Raw genomic sequence first — 18,027 nt, 5'->3', positions numbered from 1 at the left:
TATCTAATTGAAAACTGCCGATATAGATGTAAAATATTTTTACGGGCCGTTAGCTCAATTGGTAGAGCAATTGACTCTTAATCAATAGGTTGGGCGTTCGATTCGCCCACGGCCCATATCTGGATCCCGGCCTGCTATTTTAGGTTGATAACATAAACTTGTTTTTATATAATAAATAGTTTATAGATAAAGCCGGGCAGGTGGCGGAATTGGCATACGCGCACGGCTTAGGACCGTGTCCGCAAGGGTGAGGGTTCGACTCCCTCTCTGCCCATGTAAATGGGATAAAATTATTTTGTGGTTGAAAGGATGTAATGTAAAGGTAACATTATGGCAGTAAAAGAAAAAGATAAGGTTCAAACAAAAGCGAAAGTTGATGTTGTAAAAAAAGATGCATGCGTGCATAAGTATAAAATAGAATTCCCATCTGAACTTGTTAAGGAAGAACTCGAATCTTCATTCCGCTGGGTTTCTGAGCGGGCATCAATGCCGGGGTTCCGTAAAGGCAAGGTTCCAATGGAACTGGTTAAAAAAAATTTTGTGGATGACGCTAAGGAACATGCTGTCCGCAACCTCGTTGGTACGGGTGTAGATCAGGTTGTTAAAGATAACGAATTACGTCCCGTGATTGATCCTAAAGTAACGGAGTTGAAGTTTGAATCCGATCAGCCGTTAAAGTTTGAAGTAGAGCTCGAGATATTCCCTGTATTTGAACCAAAGGAATACAAAAAACTTAATCTCACAAAAACGGTTAATACTATCACCGATACTGATGTGAATAATGTTATAGAGAAACTACGTGAACGCCGCGCGTATTTAGTTGACAGCCTGAAACTCGTTGCGGAAAATACGCATTTTGTTGTAGTGGATTATGAAGAGGAAATTGACGGCCGGCCTGAACAAAAGGTTAATCAGAAAGATCTTTTGCTTGACCTAAACCGCGATTTTGTTATTCCGGATGTAAATAAAAACATTATCGGCATGAAACCCGGGGAAAGTAAAGAAATTAATTCTGTTATTCCTAAGGATTTTGAGAATAAAAACCTTGTTGGTTCTAAGTTCAAGGTTAAGGTAACGCTGAAGCAATTGAAAGAAAAACGGTTACCCGAACTTAATGACGAATTTGCTAAGGCAATAAATGCAGAGACCGTTGATGTGTTGAAACAAAGGGTTAAGGAAACGCTGGAGAAAGATGAGTTTGAACGCCAGAGAAATGATGTGTTGGATCAAATCGGTAAGCATTTGATTAAACACAATAATGTTTCTGTTCCTCCGTCGCTGGTGGAAGATAGGCTTGAATCTTTTATTGATAACTTACATCAGATATATAAGAACCAGCGGAGAAACGAAGAGGAGTGGGTAAAAAATCTGCCGCAGATGCGCGAGCGTTACCGCCCTGAAACTGAACGTAATATCAGGTTGGGGTTGGTAATGTCAATGATCGCGAAAAACGAAAAACTTGACCCTGAAGACGATAAGGTCTATCAGTTTATCCTGGAAAACTCTAACGTCAAAGAAGTCCCGGGGAAGGGTATTGGTAAAGAAATAGAAGAAAAAAAGGGGAATGAGTAACAAATGGCAGTAATACCAACTATTATAGAACGGTGGAACCAGGGCGCTGCGGTTGGGTACGATATTTATTCGCGGTTATTGAAAGACCGTGTTATATTTGTTGGAGGCTACGGCGGGGCAGTGGATACGGATTCCGCGAACCTTATCATAGCGCAACTGTTATTTCTTGATGCGGAAGATTCTAATAAAGATATTGCGTTGTATATTAACTCGCCGGGCGGGATGGTTACTGCCGGGCTGGCAGTGTATGATACTATGCAGTATATTAAGTGTTCGATCAATACAATATGTATGGGTATGGCAATGTCATTTGGTGCGTTGTTGTTAGCCGCAGGGACTAAGGGTAAGCGTTATGCGTTACCGCATTCAAGGATTATGATCCACCAGCCTCTTATTTACGGTGACGGTTTATCCGGGCAGGTTACGGATATTGATATTGAAACTAAAGAGTTATTGAATACAAAAAATAAACTTTTAGAAATTTTAGCGAAACATACGGGGCAAACACCGGAACGTATAAAACAGGATACTGAACGTAATTTATATATGTCCGCGGAAGAAGCTAAGGCATACGGTATTATTGACGAGATTATAGTAACCCGGAAATAATTGATAAAAAATAAAAGTGAGGTTAAATACAGTTTATGGATGAAAATAAGAATAAGAAGGACGAGAAGGATAGGACACAAAAAATACCTATCCCCACCGTTCTGCCGTTATTGCCGGTACGCGATCTCGTAGTTTTCCCGTATATGGTCGTCCCTCTGACAGTAGGGCGTGTGAAGTCAATTAAAGCACTGAAATCAGCATATGCGAGTGAAGGTAAACTTATTTTTTTGGTCACCCAGAAGAAAATGGAGACCGAAGATCCTCAGTTGGAAGACCTTTTCGCAGTGGGTACGATAGTTGAAATCCTGCAATCCTTTGAAATGCCTGATGGTTCATACAAAATACTGGTGGAAGGCATTGTCCGGGGCCAGACTGAAAAGTTTGTCTACAACCAGGAAAAAGGCTTTGTTGAGGTAGAAGTCAAGGTTCCGTATGTTGATACCAAACACACTTCTGAACTTGAAGCACTGGTACGGCAAACTACCGAATTGTTTGAACAATATGTTCACCTCAATAAACGCGTACCTGCGGAAGTACTGCAGAACGTGTCAAACGTAGTGGATACCGCAAAACTTGCGGATATTATTGCTGCGCATTTGATTGTTAAGACAGGAGAAAAACAAAGGTTACTCGAAACTTTGGATATATCAAAACGGCTTGAGATACTAGGTATGCTGATGAACTCCGAGATTGAGATCCTTAATCTTGAACGCAAAATACAATCCCGTGTGAAGTCGCAGATAGAAAAAACACAGAAAGAGTACTACTTAACCGAGCAAATGAAAGCTATCCAGAAGGAGTTACGGCAAAAGGATGATTTTGCGAAAGAACTCGATGACCTCAGGGTTAAGATAAAAAATGCAAAGATGCCGAAGGAAGCGGAAGATGCTTCTAACCGTGAACTTGACCGGTTAAGTAAAATGATGCCGTTTTCTCCGGAAGCTACAGTAGTACGTACATACCTTGACTGGATGATTGCACTGCCTTGGTCAGTAGAGACAAAGGATATTCTCGATATTGACCGTGCACAGGGTATTTTGGATGAAGACCATTTTGGGCTTGACCGCGTAAAAAGCAGGGTGGTTGAGTATCTGGCAGTATGTAAACTCACAAAAAGTTTGAAAGGGCCGATACTGTGTTTTGTCGGGCCTCCGGGTGTTGGCAAAACGTCAATCGCTAAGAGTATAGCCCGTGCATTGGGAAGAAAGTTTGTTAGGATTTCTCTTGGCGGGGTCAGGGATGAAGCTGAAATCCGCGGGCATCGCAGGACATATATTGGTTCTATGCCAGGAAGAATAATTCAGTCCTTACGAAAAGCGAAGTCAAGGAATCCAGTATTTTTACTTGATGAAATTGATAAGATGGGTACTGACTGGCGGGGTGATCCCGCAGCGGCACTACTTGAAGTACTTGACCCGGAACAAAATCATACTTTCGGCGATCATTATCTTGACGTAGAATTTAATTTATCAAACGTAATGTTTATTGCAACAGCGAATACGTTGTACTCAATCCCGCCGTCGTTGCAGGATAGGCTGGAACTCATACGGTTTTCCGGGTATACTACCGAAGAAAAAATTGAGATAGCGAAACGGTATCTCTTGCCAAAACAGATACAGTATCACGGGCTTAGTATTGATAAAGTTACGATTGGCGATAAAACCCTGGAAAAAATTGCGTATGAGTATACGCAGGAAGCCGGTGTGCGTAATCTTGAACGCGAGATCGCAAATCTTTGCCGCAAAATCGCGAAAGAAGTTGTATCCAGGGAGAAAGATAAGAAGAAAAAAGGTGCCGAACTTATTGAGATTACTACTGAGAATCTTAATAAATACCTTGGTGTACCAAAGTATTTTAGGGAACCCGTTGGAGCGAACGAGGTTGGTGTAGCTACAGGGTTAGCATGGACAGAAACCGGGGGAGAACTCCTGGCGATTGAAGCTACTCTTATGCCGGGACGCGAGAAACTCATTCTTACTGGTAAACTTGGCGAGGTTATGCGTGAATCCGCACAAACCGGACTTTCATTTATTCGTTCACAAAGTAAAAAGTTGGGGTTACACGGTGATATTATGAAGAACAAGGAAGTGCATATACACGTACCTGAAGGTGCAATACCAAAAGACGGCCCGTCAGCGGGTATTGCATTAGCAACAGCATTTGCTTCGTTGTTCACAGGTAAGCCCGTAAAAAAAGAAATGGCGATGACCGGGGAGATTACCTTACGCGGGCGCGTGCTTCCAATCGGCGGGTTTAAAGAAAAAGTACTCGCAGCGTATCGTGAAGGGATGAAGACTGTAATTTTTCCTGAAGGTAACCGCAAGGACTTGGAAGAAATACCTGAGTATGTACAGAAAAAAATTGAACTTATTCCGGTTAAACATATGGAAGACGTACTAAAACTTGCTCTTGTACCGGCAAAGAAAAAAGGTAAGTTATCAAAAACATCGAAGGTTGCAACATCGCAGCAGAACTTGTTTGATCAACCCGCGCATGCTTCGGGTAAGATTAAGAATTGAGGATATTTAGGATAATTTAGAAGGAGTTGAAGTTAAGAAAATGAAAAAAAGTTATTTGTTAACACCGGGACCGACACCAGTACCGCCGGAAGTTGCGTTGGAGACTGCAAAACCTATACTGCATCACAGGACAAAAGAGTTCTCTCAGATATTTGTTTCTGCATCGGAAGGATTAAAATATATTTTTCAGACAACTAACGATGTTTTTATTATCACCTCTTCAGGCAGCGGTGCAATGGAATCAGCGGTAGTTAATCTTTTATCTCCCGGCGATAAAGCTATTGTCGTGCAATGCGGGGTTTTTGGTAACCGCTGGGAAAAAATCTTAACTTCATACGGGATTACAGTGGTTAATGTTAAGGTTGAGATGGGTGAGACTATTAATCCGCAGGATGTAGAGAAAACGTTAGCTGCAAATCCGGATACCAAAGCTGTGTTTACAACGCATACTGAAACTTCTACGGGTGTAGCGCCGGATATTAAAATTATTGGTGAGATTATTGCTAAAACCCCTGCAGTTTTGGTAGTTGATGCGGTGAGCGGGCTTGGGGGACAGGAGTTAAGGATGGATGAATGGAAACTTGACGTTGTGGTTTCCGGTTCACAAAAAGGGTTGATGAACGCGCCGGGGCTGGCATTCGCGTCAGTAAGCGCAAAAGCGTGGAAACTGGTTGAAAGTTCAAAATTGCCAAAGTTTTATTTTGATTATAAATCCATGAAAACGTCATTATCAAAAAATACTACACCGTTTACTCCCGCAGTGACATTAGTGATTGGGTTAGGTAAAGCGGTAGAGATGATTAAATCCGAAGGTATTGAAAACCTGTGGAAACGGCATATAAAACTGGCGGAAGGAACCCGTGCGGCTGTGAAGGCGTTAGGGTTGGAACTTTTCGCGAAACGGCCGTGTAATGTTGTAACCTCAATAAAATCGCCTGCAGGGATTGATAGTGAACAATTAGTTAATATGTTGCTAAAAGAATACGGTGTGTCAATTGCAGAAGGGCAGCAGAATCTTAAAGGCAAGATTTTCCGTATCGCGCATATGGGGTATATGAATGAGTTTGATATTATTGTAGGTATCGCAGCGATTGAGCGCGGGTTAATGAAGTTGGGTTATACAAACTTTAAGTACGGCGATGGCGTTGGCGCAGCGGAAAAAGTGTTGTTTGAATAAGTAGTTGGTAATACAGTATTTTTTAGATTAGAAAGGTATTAAGAGTTAAAGAAAATGGCCATCAAGGTTTTAGTATCTGATAAGATTGACAAAGATGGGTTAAAACAATTATTTGAGAATAGTAATTATAAAGTTGACTACTTACCGGGGATGAAACCGGAAGAGTTATCCTCAAAAATCGCGGAGTACGAAGTTTTGCTGGTACGCAGTGAGACAAAAGTTACGGCGGATATTCTTGCCGCAGCAAAGAAGTTAAAATTTATTGGCCGTGCAGGTGCGGGGGTTGATAATGTTGACCTCATAGCTGCGACTAAACACGGGGTGGTAGTGGCAAACTGTCCCGGAGGGAATACCATAGCAGCATGCGAACATACGTTTGCGTTATTACTTGCGCTCTCACGGAATATACCTTCGGCTGTTGAGTCTTTAAAACAAGGGAAGTGGGAACGCAATAAATTTGTGGGCCATGAACTTTATGGGAAAACACTTTCAGTGTTTGGGTTAGGAAAAATCGGGAAAGAAGTTGCTCTCCGTGCGCTTGCGTTTGGTATGAAAGTTGTCGGGTATGATCCGTTGGTTACAGAAGAATACGCGAAACGCGCAGGAGTTATCCTTGCGGAATTTGAAGACGCTGTTAAACAAGCGGATTTTGTTACGTTACACTTACCATTAAACGACAAAACTAAGGGTATGTTCAATAAAAAAACGTTTGATTTAATGAAATCCGGGGTTTGCATTATTAACTGTTCCCGGGGTGGGGTCATCAATGAAAACGATATTGTTGATGCGTTGAATTCAGGAAAACTTGCCGGTGCGGCGCTTGACGTATTCTCCAAAGAACCTTTACCGGCAGATAATGTTTTGTACAAAACTACCCGCGGGTTGATCTTAACCCCGCATCTTGGCGCGTCAACCGAAGAAGCACAGGAGAAAGTTGCACAGGAAATCGCGGCGGTAGTTATTGATATGTTTGACAACAACCTTGTGCGTAATACCGTGAACCTACCTGCTCTTGAGCCAAGGGAAGAACTTGAACCCTATCTTGAACTCGTAAAACGTATGGGTAAATTCGTGGGGGGTATTATCGACGGTGCAGTAAAAGAAGTTAGTATAGAGTACCGCGGCGGAATTTCTAAGTACAACCTTGCACCAATATCACTCGGGTTTTTACAGGGTATGCTGACTACGATAACGGATTCTGAAGATATCAATCTCGTGAATGCTGGTGTACTCGCGAAAGAACGCGGGATTAAAGTTGTTGAAACTAAAACCAGTGAAGTTGAAGATTATGCAAACCTTGTTGTGGTAAATGTTATCTCCGAGAAGGATAAGGTTGAGTTATCCGGTACGTTATTCTCAAAAAAATCGTTAAGGTTTGTGCAGATACATAAGTTAGCGATTGATATTTCTCCGGAAGGGTATCTCCTGTATCTCAAGAACCAGGATGTGCCGGGAATGGTGGGGAAAATAGGTACTGTGCTTGGGGAGTATAAGATTAATATTGCCGGGATGGATGTCGGGAGGCAGGATCTTGGCGGGGAAGCTGTTACTATCGTGAATGTTGATAGTGAAGTACCGGAAGAAGTTTTAGTAAAACTTAAATCTATAAAGGGTATCTTACAAGCAAAAGTTGTTAAGATATAACAGAAGATAATAATGGAAACTTACGCGATACGTACAGAAAAACTTACTAAGGTATACAAAAAAGCTAGGTTTCTGTCATCAAAACTCACACCCGGGGTTAAAGACGTGAATTTGGAAGTCAACACCGGTGAAGTGTATGCGTTACTCGGCCTTAATGGTACAGGTAAGACTACTACAATTAAACTTATCCTTGGCTTATTATTCCCGACAGAAGGAAGTATTGAAGTGTTTGGCGTTAAAATGCCAAATGATGAGATACGCAGAAGTGTGGGGTACTTACCTGAACTACCGTATTTTTACCGTAACCTCACCCCGCGGGAAGTGTTGGATTTATACGGTACGCTCTCCGGGTTAAATGAGCATAAGAGAAAACAGCGTTGTGGTGAGATACTTGAACTTGTCCGGATGACAAAGTATATTGATAAACGTATGGGTGAGTTCTCAAAAGGTATGCTTCAAAGGATAGGTATTGCGCAGGCGTTACTCCATGACCCTCAACTACTTGTGTTTGACGAACCGGTAGCCGGGCTTGATCCTGTTGGTATCCACGAAATGCGAGAATTATTGTTAAACCTTAAAACACAGGGTAAAACATTAATGTTTTCATCACATATAATTTCTGAAGTAGAAAAAATATCTGATCGCGTAGGGATTATGAATAATGGACAGTTAGCAAAAGTTATTACCCAGCAGGAATGGGTGGGTAAACAAGATGGTTTAGAAAAAATGTTTATTGATGTGGTAGGGGAAAATGTTATTCCCAGGTGATAAGGTTAAGGTATGATCAGTACAGTTTTGTCTATATGTAAATACACACTGCGTGAAAGTTTAAGGAATAAAGCGTTTTTTATTGTAATCGTTTTTGGGTTAATCATCCTCTTTTCATCTCTGTTCTTTAGTATTTTAGGAGGTGAACAGGAGATACGGTTACTAACAGATTTTGGCCTTACCGCAATTGAGTTTTTTTGTTTCATAACAACGGTATATCTCGGGACAACTATTATTCTTGAAGAAATTAATAATAAAACTATATATTTCATTGTTACCCGTCCGATAAGCCGCGGGACGTATATTATGGGAAGATATCTAGGGATTTTATTAACGGTATTAATCGGTGCATTGGCAATGTATGGAATACATATAGTATTGTTGGTATTAAAGGGATGGAAGCCGGAGTACGCGTATTTCATGGGATACTTCGGGCTTATACTGAAATTGATGCTTATACTTTCAGTTGCAACCGCTACTGCTTTACTTACAACATCCGCGATGACCGGGTTGGTGTTCACGCTGCTTATCTGGGTGGCGGGGCATTTTAGCCAGGAGATGAAGTATTTAATGACAAAAACTGCGGAGATGTTTCCTAAAATACTAATGACTATCGGATACTATTGCCTTCCCAACTTTCAATACTTTAATTACCGTGATAACGCGGTACTGTCCACAATGTCAGCCGGGTTTGTGTTCGGAACACTGGCTTATGCGTTGTTGTATACAACAGTATGTTTAGCTATAACAATCATAATATTCCGGAGAAAAGAGTTTTGAAGTATCTTTACACTGCACTAATTTGGGGATTAACTATTATCAGCGCATTATTATTCCAGAAGGTGGAGTACTACAAATTCCCGTCATTACGTTCATTAACATACTCTGAAGTTTCACGAAATGATATTATAGATATTGCAGGGACCGTTATGGGTATGCGCAAAATGGCATCTAACTTCGCATGGGTTCAGTTACTACAATACTACGGTAGTGCCGAAATTGAATGTGAAGAAGAGGAAATGCATAAGTGTGAACACCATGCAGGGATAGATTTTGGTTCAGGGAAGTATCCTAAATTCACTAAACTATCACTCCGTGTGATTAAGTTAGACCCCTATTTTCATTATGCTTATCTTTACAGCGCTGGCGCGTTAGCGTGGAACCTTGAACGCCCGGATGATGCGTTGGAGATCCTGCAAACCGGGGTGAAATATAACCCTAAATACTGGAAGTTCAGGTTGTATATTGCAGGGATTGTTTACAAAAAAATTAAGGATTACGGTAAAATGGTAAATGTTTTGGAAGAAGCTGTAACATATCCCGATTGTCCTAATATGGTGAAGAGTATACTGGCAAATATATACGAATTGCAGGGAAGATTCGCGGATACGCTTAAACTATGGCTGCAGATTTATGATACCAACGATCTGTCATACAGAGAAAAAGCTATTAAAAAAATTGATGAGATGAGCGCAAAACTTGGCTTGGATAAAGCAAATTGATGTTGACTTATTCGTATATAATAAATAAAATGAATAGCATTGTTTTTTAGTACTTTCGGGCCCGTAGCTCAGTTGGTAGAGCATCTGCCTTTTAAGCAGGTGGTCGCGCGTTCAAATCGCGCCGGGCTCAGAGTTTATGTGTGTATTGATAATGATAATGGTTTAAATATGCCCCCATCGACTAGCGGCCTAGGTCATCACCCTTTCAAGGTGGCGGCACCAGTTCGAATCTGGTTGGGGGCGAGTGTATTATTTTTTTAGATATAGTATAGGATACGAAAGGAGCGCGACGCAAATTTATGGCGGATCAAGAGTTTAACATATCTGAGTGGGAACAAATACTGTCAAAACTCGAAGACCGTATTGAGAAAGAACGCGAGAAATATAACCAGCAATTACGTGAGAAAGACCGTGAAAAACGTATACTCAGCGATTTCGTTGCGGAGAAAGATGTTGAGATTAAACATCTGCGCGATAAACTTCAAGCGGATAGCGTAGAATCAAAAAATGAATTTGATAAACGTATAAAAGAGTTGCAGATAGAACTTGAGAATAAAGAACGTATACTGAACGAAGGCATAGCAAATCGTGACAGCGAAACTGTTGTGTTACGCGATGAACTTCGTAAACGCCGGAATGAACTTTGGGAAGCTGAACAAAAGTTTAAAGAAGCGCAGGTGAAGATTGAAGCGCAGCACGCTGAAGAACGCGCACAGTTGGAATCAAAAATTGTGTCATTCCGCCAGCAGGTGGATGATCTTAAGACACAGATTACACAACAGGAGATTAAGTTACGCAGTGATGCTCAGGAATCTGAACGCCGCAGTGTAACCGGCCTCCAGGAAAAGTATGAAAGTATAATCCAGGAACTTAAGCAACAGCTGGTAGAAGAGAAGAAAGCGTTTGATCAGATGTTTGCCGAGAAAGAAAAAGAAATATCGGGTGTAAAAGCTGAATCATTAAAACATGAGAAAGAAATGGCGCTTGCAGCGGAAGAACTCAGGCATCAGATGACACAGACACGGTTGGGGTTGGAAGAACAGTTGAATACGCTTGAACGTAAGAGTAACGAAGATAAAATGTTATTTGATGGCAAAGTAACGTTACTGGAATCAAAAATTGATGACCTCACAAAAGAACGTGATGAATGGATCAATAAAACACGGGAACAACAGGGGAAGATTGAATCCCTGGAATCACAGGTATATGAGTCTAATAACAAGGTAGAACTTGTTCGTAAGACAATGGAAGATAAAGTATTTGAGAAAGAAAAACAGATAAGTGAACTACAGGTAGAAATTTCGAAACGTGATGCTGAACTCCGAAATCTATCGGAGAAAGAAGAAAATGAACGCTCAAGAGTTAAGAAAACACTTACTGAGAAGTTATTGAAGTTTGAATCCACAACACTGGCACAAGAGGGGTATGTGAGCAATGATGTCCCTGTAACACAAGTATCATCCGCTGAAAATGTGCCGTATACAACAGAAAAACAGGTAAGTGAAGAAACCAAGGGTATAGTTGCTTCAATCCCTGCGGATATAGTGCAAGATAAGAAAGATACGCAGGTAGTACCGGCTGAAGATACAAAAAATATTGACGAAAAACGCCGGTGGTTTTGGAAAGAACGTAAACTTAAATAAGTTTGTTCTAACGCTATAACGGGTGGCTAGCTCAGTTGGGAGAGCGTTGCCCTTACAAGGCAAAGGTCATCGGTTCAAGCCCGGTGCCACCCAGGTGTTTCACGTCGAGAACCTCAAAAAATGTATTTGTACGAATTTGTATGAATTAGTGTGTTTTTGCACCTGCAACGGACGCTTTTTGGACACTCGTAAATAACTGCCTTTTCATAGCAGAGGGTGCTTAACGAATGGTATGCGCACATATTCTATTTCTATCGCAAGAAGTGTGTCATATTTATTAACCACTAAAAACTCGTTATCTTTATGGGACAACAAACTGACAACGAAAATGAAACTCGTCGCCGCCGAATGTTTTGTTGTACCGGACAGGAAGAACGAGATAGTATCTCGGTTCGACGACGGACAACGCGACAAGATAAACAAACTCGGTTGCCAACCTCACAAAATCGCTGAGCGTAACCGTGTTGGACTTGGGGTTTGACAGGTAATAAATAAGACGTAATTTGTGATGAATAAATAAGCTATCCGCAAATCTTGAATAAACTATCCCCAAAAACCGAGTTTTGTAGTCGACAAAACAAGTTGTTACAATTCTGTTACAAATTTGTTATATATGTAACATTGACATTTCAGATAAAGTTTACTATTAATGTGTTTGTGTAATAAAAATTATCAATAGATTCAAATATGCTTCATAGAATCGTTGTACCTAAGGAATCTACAAGTAAGAAATGTTGTACGTAAAAAGACATAAGGGAAATTATTTTGTTTGAGTTTGAACTTTTTAAGGGATTTTGTTGTCTATATTAGTAGGAAGAGGTAATAATTTGAACTTTTTGAGTACTCAGTTGTCTAATTAAGGTAAGGACAGTATTTGGAATTTAAGTAATTAGGTATATTTTAAGAAAGGGGTCAAGTGTTAAATGAGTAAAAAGGTGTTAAGGTTGGTAGGTGTGGTTATCGGATTGTTTATTTTCACGAACATAGGTTATTCAGCTGTGCCGAACTTGATGAACTACCAAGGACAGTTGTTGTACAACAACGAACCGGTTACAGGATTGAAAAGTATGGTGTTCGGTTTATACGATACTCTTTCAGGCGGTACGCTTCAATGGACAGAAACTCAAGAAGTACAAATATCCAGCACTAGCGGAGGTGTATTCAATGTGGTATTAGGTTCAAGTGTACCAATACCCGCGTCGTTGTTTGCTAATACGACTTTATATCTACAAACAGAAATTGATACTACTGATTTCGGCCGCCAAAGAATTGTAGCATCCGGATATGCGTTTAAATCAGAATACGCAGAGAAATCAGTCGGCAACTTTACGATTGGGGGCAACCTAGGAGTTGGGACAGAAACGCCAACGGCAAAAGTGCATATTATCGGAGAAGACTCAAATAATAGTAATGCTCCAGATACTCTAAGGGTTACAGGTGGAAAAGGAGGAACCGTAAATTACAAGGGCGGGAAAATTATTTTGGAGGGTGGTCCAGGAGGTACGTCAGATCAAAACCCGGGGCAAGGTGGGGATATTGAAGTAACTGGCGGTACCGGTGGAATAGATATTAATGAAACCTATGGCGGAATTGGTGGAGATATAAAAATTGAGGGAGGATATAGTCTTTACAATCCTGGCAATGTATTATTAGCATACGAACATGGAAATGTAGGAATAGGAACAACAAATCCTGAATGGCCGTTACATATATATGGTAGTACGGCTACTTCTTTTACTACAGTGCTTGATCACGAAACTACGGAATATAATATGCCAACGCCTGCATTGGTGTTGCGTGGGTTTACAAGCAATATCGCAGGCGCAGGTTCAGGATTTGGGTCACGGATAATGTTTCAAGTAGAAAATTCTGCCGGAGCACAGAAAGACGCTGCGTATTTTGACGGAATTTTATCTACCACCACAGCCGGATCGGAAGCCGGGGCGGTACGTATTCTTACCCGTAAAAATAATGCAATGACCGAAAAAGTGCGGGTAGATAGTGACGGGAACGTTGGTATAGGGACCACAAACCCGGGCAAAGCGTTGGACGTAGTAGGCGAAGTAAGAAGTAATATCAACGGCACAAACTTCTATATGGTCCCCCAGAATGGGATAATCATGTGGTCCGGTACACTCGCGACCATACCAACTGGATGGGCGTTATGCGATGGTAATAACGGTACACCAAACCTTATTGATAGGTTTATACTAAGTGTGGACACCGGCGAAGATCCTGGGTTAACTGGTGGAACAACAACGCATTCACATTCAGTAAGTTCGCACACGCATCAGGTAGATCCACCAAATACGGTATCTAGTACGGAATCTATAGAGAGATGGATGACAGACACTACTGGCACAGACGGATTTGCCAGAGACGAACATACACATTATGTGAACATAGCGGAGTTTACAAGTGGTTCGAGTAGCCCGGGTACAAATAATCAAAGTCATTTACCAAAATATTACAAACTCGCGTTCATAATGAAATTGTAGTTATGTTGAATTAAAAAGAAAAGTAGGGCACTTATCACGACGGATGAAGGGAATGGAAATGTTAAGTAGACAAATTGGTGTTTATCATATAGCTGTGATATTGAGAGTAAACATACAAATATGAACATAGCTGTCTTATTAGTAACAGCGTTGTTGGTACTTGGTGCAGGGTTTATTAGTAAAGGTGTGTATGTCGAAAAAAAGGGAACGATGACGACTAGTCAAACGCAGCAACAATCAAATCCCGATATGAGGGATCATAAAACTGACACAGTATCGGTTGTGAAAGATGAAAACAATAACAAAATAAATAGTACGGATACAACAGCAAGTAGCCAGGTGGTTCAGCAAGCCAATACTCTAGTAAACGAAGAAAAACCTGTAATAACAACAGTTGCAAAAAACGTTGACAGTAGTAATAGGAATAAAATAGTGTTTGATGATTTGTCTACGTATATTACGTACATAACCAGAAAATATATGAAAATTCAACCAACTGGGCTTGATGAAAAAATAAAAACGAATTCAAAAATAACGTTCTGGGATAGGTTGTCAATTGGTGCAGGTGTGGGAACAGGAACATGGGGAGAATATATATCTGCAGGCATAGGTGGTGCTTATGGTGGCACAACACATACTGGTGCAGGAACTTATTGTGGTTTTTTTGAATATAGACAAAATATATTGGGAGCTAAAATAGAAGTAACTTCTGCAAAAGGACCTATGAAAAGCGGAAGACTGGACGAAGGGTATATAGATGAGACAATAATTAAAACACAAGAAGTTGAAAGTAATTCTGTGTCATTTTGTCCAGTTATATTTTTACGATCCAATTTATATATCGGCGTGGGCGTAGAGTACTATTTTTATAGATTAAGTTACTCAGTTACTAATTTAAGAGATGATATTAATGGTTTATCAGTTGTAACAAATAGATATACAAACATCACAAACAATAATGGATTGGGTTCACAAACAATAATTGGATGGGAACCCAGAATATATAGAAATCTCTATTTCACAATGAGTATTACACAAAAGTATTACAGTAATACTATCGAAAGGTTATACGTTGATTTATCAGGAACATTTTACTCAATAGGAATTAAATATTGTGGAAAACCTTGAAAAATAAAGGATATATTATGAAAAAAAATGTCTGTAAATGTTTCTTAATTTTGTTACTTTTCGTTTTTAGCAACCAGTTATTAGCGAGTCAATACACGTTAAATTCTACAATAGGGTCTTTTGGTGCAGTATCAGAAACTGGTAATTCGCATTTGATAGTCAGTGGAGGGCAAACAACAAACCAACAATCTGCAAACCAAGGATATACATTATTAGCAGGAAATATTTTTAGAACAAACTTATCTATAGAAGTACCAACAATAGTTTATCCACCTAATCATAAGATAATGTATCGTTACAATATTTCTTTCGATTGGACTGATATAAACAATGCTGCTTCATATGACTTTGAATTGTTTGGTACAAGTTTATGCAATACGACAAGTTCGCAATATACTATTGAGCTGACTACGGGAACTTATCAATGGCGTGTTCGCGCGATGTTAAATGATGTTATCAAGAGCAGCTGGACGGAAACGATGGAAGTTATTGTTACAACAAGTAATTATAATCCCATTATTTTTGTTCATGGTCGTCAATTGGTGAATTCAAGGGGTTTTAACGCTCTTGATTATTGGAGAGGAAAACCAGACTCGGAATTTGAAGATACAACAGCCATGACGAAAATAATAACAGGAAAATATCAGGATTATATTGCAGGCAAATTAGAGTGCAATTATCAAACCACACAAGATGATCTGTATACTTCTATTGCATCTACTGATAACAAAAACAAAACAATTTGGAATTTCACTTATTACGGTAACGATTGTGGTGTGATTGGTAGTAATGGAAATCTGTCTGCAACAGGGGTGGAAGGAGTAGCATATTATGCTGATCATTCATCAGGTGTACAAGTACCTTTTGGATTACCAGCCGGTTTGGTCTATTCAACGGCGTTAACAAGCGGAGGTAGTCAAGCCGAAAGATTAGCTAATTTTATTGATAAAGTTTTAGACGTAACAGGAACAGAAAAAGTTAATATAGTAGCTCATTCACTCGGTGGATTGGTTTCTCGTTCAGCAATCAAGTGGTATGGATGCAATACAAAAGTAAAGAAACTGATAACTATTGGTACGCCTAACCAAGGAGCAGATTATAGTGTATTTGAATATTTAATGGGAGGATACGGTGATTTCCCTTATGGGGAGGATTTAGAAACATTTAGATTTAATAAATTTAGTAATGGGAGTAGAGAAGATACTTTTACTAACTTTTTGAACGAAGGAAATCCGGGAGATTGGGCTGGAGGAGTAAAGTATGCCACAATAGCTGGAACTCGCAGTCCACTACCTTGGGGGCGTAATATTAATAAAATAGAAATAAACTATACTATACGCGACGATTGTTTGTTTAACACTGAGTGGGTAGAGCTACCTGGGGCAGAATTTAATGCAATAACTTATGCGAGTCATGGTACTAGTATTAATGGGAATATGGATACATATATACCTTTAACTAGCATAAAGGCAGAAATGACTGTAGGCCCCATCATTGGGGAAAATTCGCTTACTTCGTGTAATTATACCACTGATATAATTAGGTGTTGGATTATGGATGATATTAATCCGTTTATTTATAAAGAAACGGGAGAAAGTCAGCGAAGTTACTTATTTTCAACTTCTCCAGAAATAGTAAAAATTAGAACTCAATTTGAACCTATGGGACCAGCCCTATGGGGTATTCCTTGTGAAGTACGAGCGGATATTAATTTCAAAAACAGCTTTAATAAAAATAAATATATTTGGTTAACAGTTACTTGTAATAGTTGGGATACAAACAATGGTACGGAAGAAGTGACGCGTGTTTATGATTCTACTGGTAATATTGTAGGCTGTACTGTAAAAGCCAATACTTATTGGATATATACTTCATCAATCTCATCGGAAGGCTATTGGTATCCAGTTGAACCATCAAAGATGAAATTTAGTTACACAATTGCTGGTGAAGTGGTTGATTCGTCTGTAGATAAATTTCAATATGTATATGGTCCAATAGAGTATAAAGATTTAAATTTTGAAACTTATGGTACAGAATCAGTTCCCATTACTGCAATTTTAAACGTGGGAGATTCAAACTATGAGATATATAAGATTGATAGAATTCCTTTAAGTGATTATAACGGCAATTATTCATCAACAACGGTAATATTTTCTACCTATGTCTGTATAAACATTTCATTAGATCCCAAACCTATCGGACCAAGTTCTGGGAAAATACAACTACAACAAAGCGCAGCGGAATATAAATACAGAATATTTTTGTACACCCGCAAATCGAATCCTAGTCAAGACATAGAAATCTCCAGTCCAACAGTAGACTCTATAAAACCCCGTTCACGAGTAAATACGCCATCAAATTATTTTGTTAACGCTGCTACGTTTACTGTGATGTGGACTGGTATTGACGACTATTCGGGTATCAAGTGTTATCATATAGAATATAGTACTGACAATTTTAATACTTGGCAATTGTGGAGTATAGAAAGTACGTCGTGGACATACTTAACCACCTCTACATTTAATGTAACCGGGCTTACCAGCGATACCACAATATATTTCCGCAGCCGTGCGGAAGACTATGCTGGTAATTTAGAGGATTGGGGAGCTCAAACAGATTACGATTGTTACGCAGTTATAGATTTAACCCCGCCGTCAACAGTTCAACTATTATCACCGCCAAACAATGGATATGACAACCACAATAACGGCTATGCAGTTTTTGACTGGCAAGACTCAACCGATGATAGATTAGCGTATTACGAACTGCAAGTAGATACTATGCCAGACATGTCAAATGCGAGTATAGTTTCAATAGAAGAATCTGAATTTAACTTGTTTATTTATGATTATTATGGTCAAAATTACGGTCTTGACGACGGAAGGTATTATTGGCGTGTCCGCGCGAAAGATGCTGCTGGAAACACAAGCCCGTGGTCAACAACCTGGTCATTTATTATCGACCCCA

At 39.8% G+C, this 18,027-nt stretch carries 13 protein-coding genes and 5 tRNA genes; all 18 read left to right on the top strand.

All coding sequences use genetic code 11. The annotated features are described in order from the left end of the window. Positions 1 to 43: 43 nt before the first annotated feature. Positions 44 to 116 (top strand) — tRNA-Lys (locus tag WC955_10465). Between the two features lie 78 nt (positions 117 to 194). Then, positions 195 to 274: transfer RNA gene (locus tag WC955_10460), tRNA-Leu, on the top strand. Between the two features lie 56 nt (positions 275 to 330). Further along, complete coding sequence (gene tig / locus WC955_10455; GenBank protein MFA5859471.1) at positions 331 to 1,572, top strand: trigger factor; 1,242 nt, start codon at positions 331 to 333, stop codon at positions 1,570 to 1,572. Between the two features lie 3 nt (positions 1,573 to 1,575). Further along, positions 1,576 to 2,181, top strand: coding sequence for an ATP-dependent Clp protease proteolytic subunit (locus tag WC955_10450; GenBank protein MFA5859470.1), 606 nt, complete (start codon positions 1,576 to 1,578; stop codon positions 2,179 to 2,181). 35 nt (positions 2,182 to 2,216) lie between these two features. Beyond that, entirely contained in the window at positions 2,217 to 4,700 is a 2,484-nt protein-coding gene (gene lon, locus WC955_10445; protein ID MFA5859469.1) for an endopeptidase La, read from the top strand. Between the two features lie 40 nt (positions 4,701 to 4,740). Further along, positions 4,741 to 5,877 (top strand): alanine--glyoxylate aminotransferase family protein, encoded by a 1,137-nt coding sequence (locus tag WC955_10440; GenBank protein ID MFA5859468.1) that lies wholly within the window; start codon positions 4,741 to 4,743, stop codon positions 5,875 to 5,877. A 54-nt stretch (positions 5,878 to 5,931) separates the two neighbouring features. Further along, entirely contained in the window at positions 5,932 to 7,521 is a 1,590-nt protein-coding gene (gene serA, locus WC955_10435; protein MFA5859467.1) for a phosphoglycerate dehydrogenase, read from the top strand. Positions 7,522 to 7,533: 12 nt separating this feature from the next. Then, positions 7,534 to 8,289, top strand: coding sequence for an ABC transporter ATP-binding protein (locus WC955_10430; protein MFA5859466.1), 756 nt, complete (start codon positions 7,534 to 7,536; stop codon positions 8,287 to 8,289). Positions 8,290 to 8,301: 12 nt separating this feature from the next. Next, positions 8,302 to 9,069, top strand: coding sequence for an ABC transporter permease subunit (locus WC955_10425; GenBank protein MFA5859465.1), 768 nt, complete (start codon positions 8,302 to 8,304; stop codon positions 9,067 to 9,069). Further along, positions 9,066 to 9,791: a hypothetical protein gene (locus tag WC955_10420; protein ID MFA5859464.1), complete on the top strand. Its 726-nt coding sequence runs from the start codon at positions 9,066 to 9,068 to the stop codon at positions 9,789 to 9,791. The genes WC955_10425 and WC955_10420 overlap by 4 nt, the downstream gene beginning before the upstream one ends. A 57-nt stretch (positions 9,792 to 9,848) precedes the next feature. Beyond that, positions 9,849 to 9,921 (top strand) — tRNA-Lys (locus WC955_10415). Positions 9,922 to 9,961: 40 nt separating this feature from the next. Beyond that, positions 9,962 to 10,034 (top strand) — tRNA-Glu (locus WC955_10410). A gap of 56 nt (positions 10,035 to 10,090) precedes the next feature. Further along, positions 10,091 to 11,434 (top strand): hypothetical protein, encoded by a 1,344-nt coding sequence (locus tag WC955_10405; protein ID MFA5859463.1) that lies wholly within the window; start codon positions 10,091 to 10,093, stop codon positions 11,432 to 11,434. A 20-nt stretch (positions 11,435 to 11,454) separates the two neighbouring features. Next, positions 11,455 to 11,527 (top strand) — tRNA-Val (locus tag WC955_10400). Positions 11,528 to 11,666: 139 nt separating this feature from the next. After that, positions 11,667 to 11,915: a hypothetical protein gene (locus WC955_10395; protein ID MFA5859462.1), complete on the top strand. Its 249-nt coding sequence runs from the start codon at positions 11,667 to 11,669 to the stop codon at positions 11,913 to 11,915. Positions 11,916 to 12,357: 442 nt separating this feature from the next. Continuing rightward, positions 12,358 to 13,932, top strand: coding sequence for a hypothetical protein (locus WC955_10390; GenBank protein ID MFA5859461.1), 1,575 nt, complete (start codon positions 12,358 to 12,360; stop codon positions 13,930 to 13,932). A gap of 120 nt (positions 13,933 to 14,052) precedes the next feature. Then, positions 14,053 to 15,060: a hypothetical protein gene (locus tag WC955_10385; protein MFA5859460.1), complete on the top strand. Its 1,008-nt coding sequence runs from the start codon at positions 14,053 to 14,055 to the stop codon at positions 15,058 to 15,060. A gap of 17 nt (positions 15,061 to 15,077) precedes the next feature. Beyond that, positions 15,078 to 18,027, top strand: a 2,950-nt coding sequence (locus WC955_10380) for an alpha/beta fold hydrolase (GenBank protein ID MFA5859459.1), incomplete at its 3' end; no start/stop codon positions are given.

It is taken from the genome of Elusimicrobiota bacterium, assembly GCA_041658405.1.
Lineage (GTDB): Bacteria > Elusimicrobiota > UBA5214 > JBBAAG01 > JBBAAG01 > JBBAAG01.
This window is presented reverse-complemented; position numbering and strand designations above follow the sequence as displayed.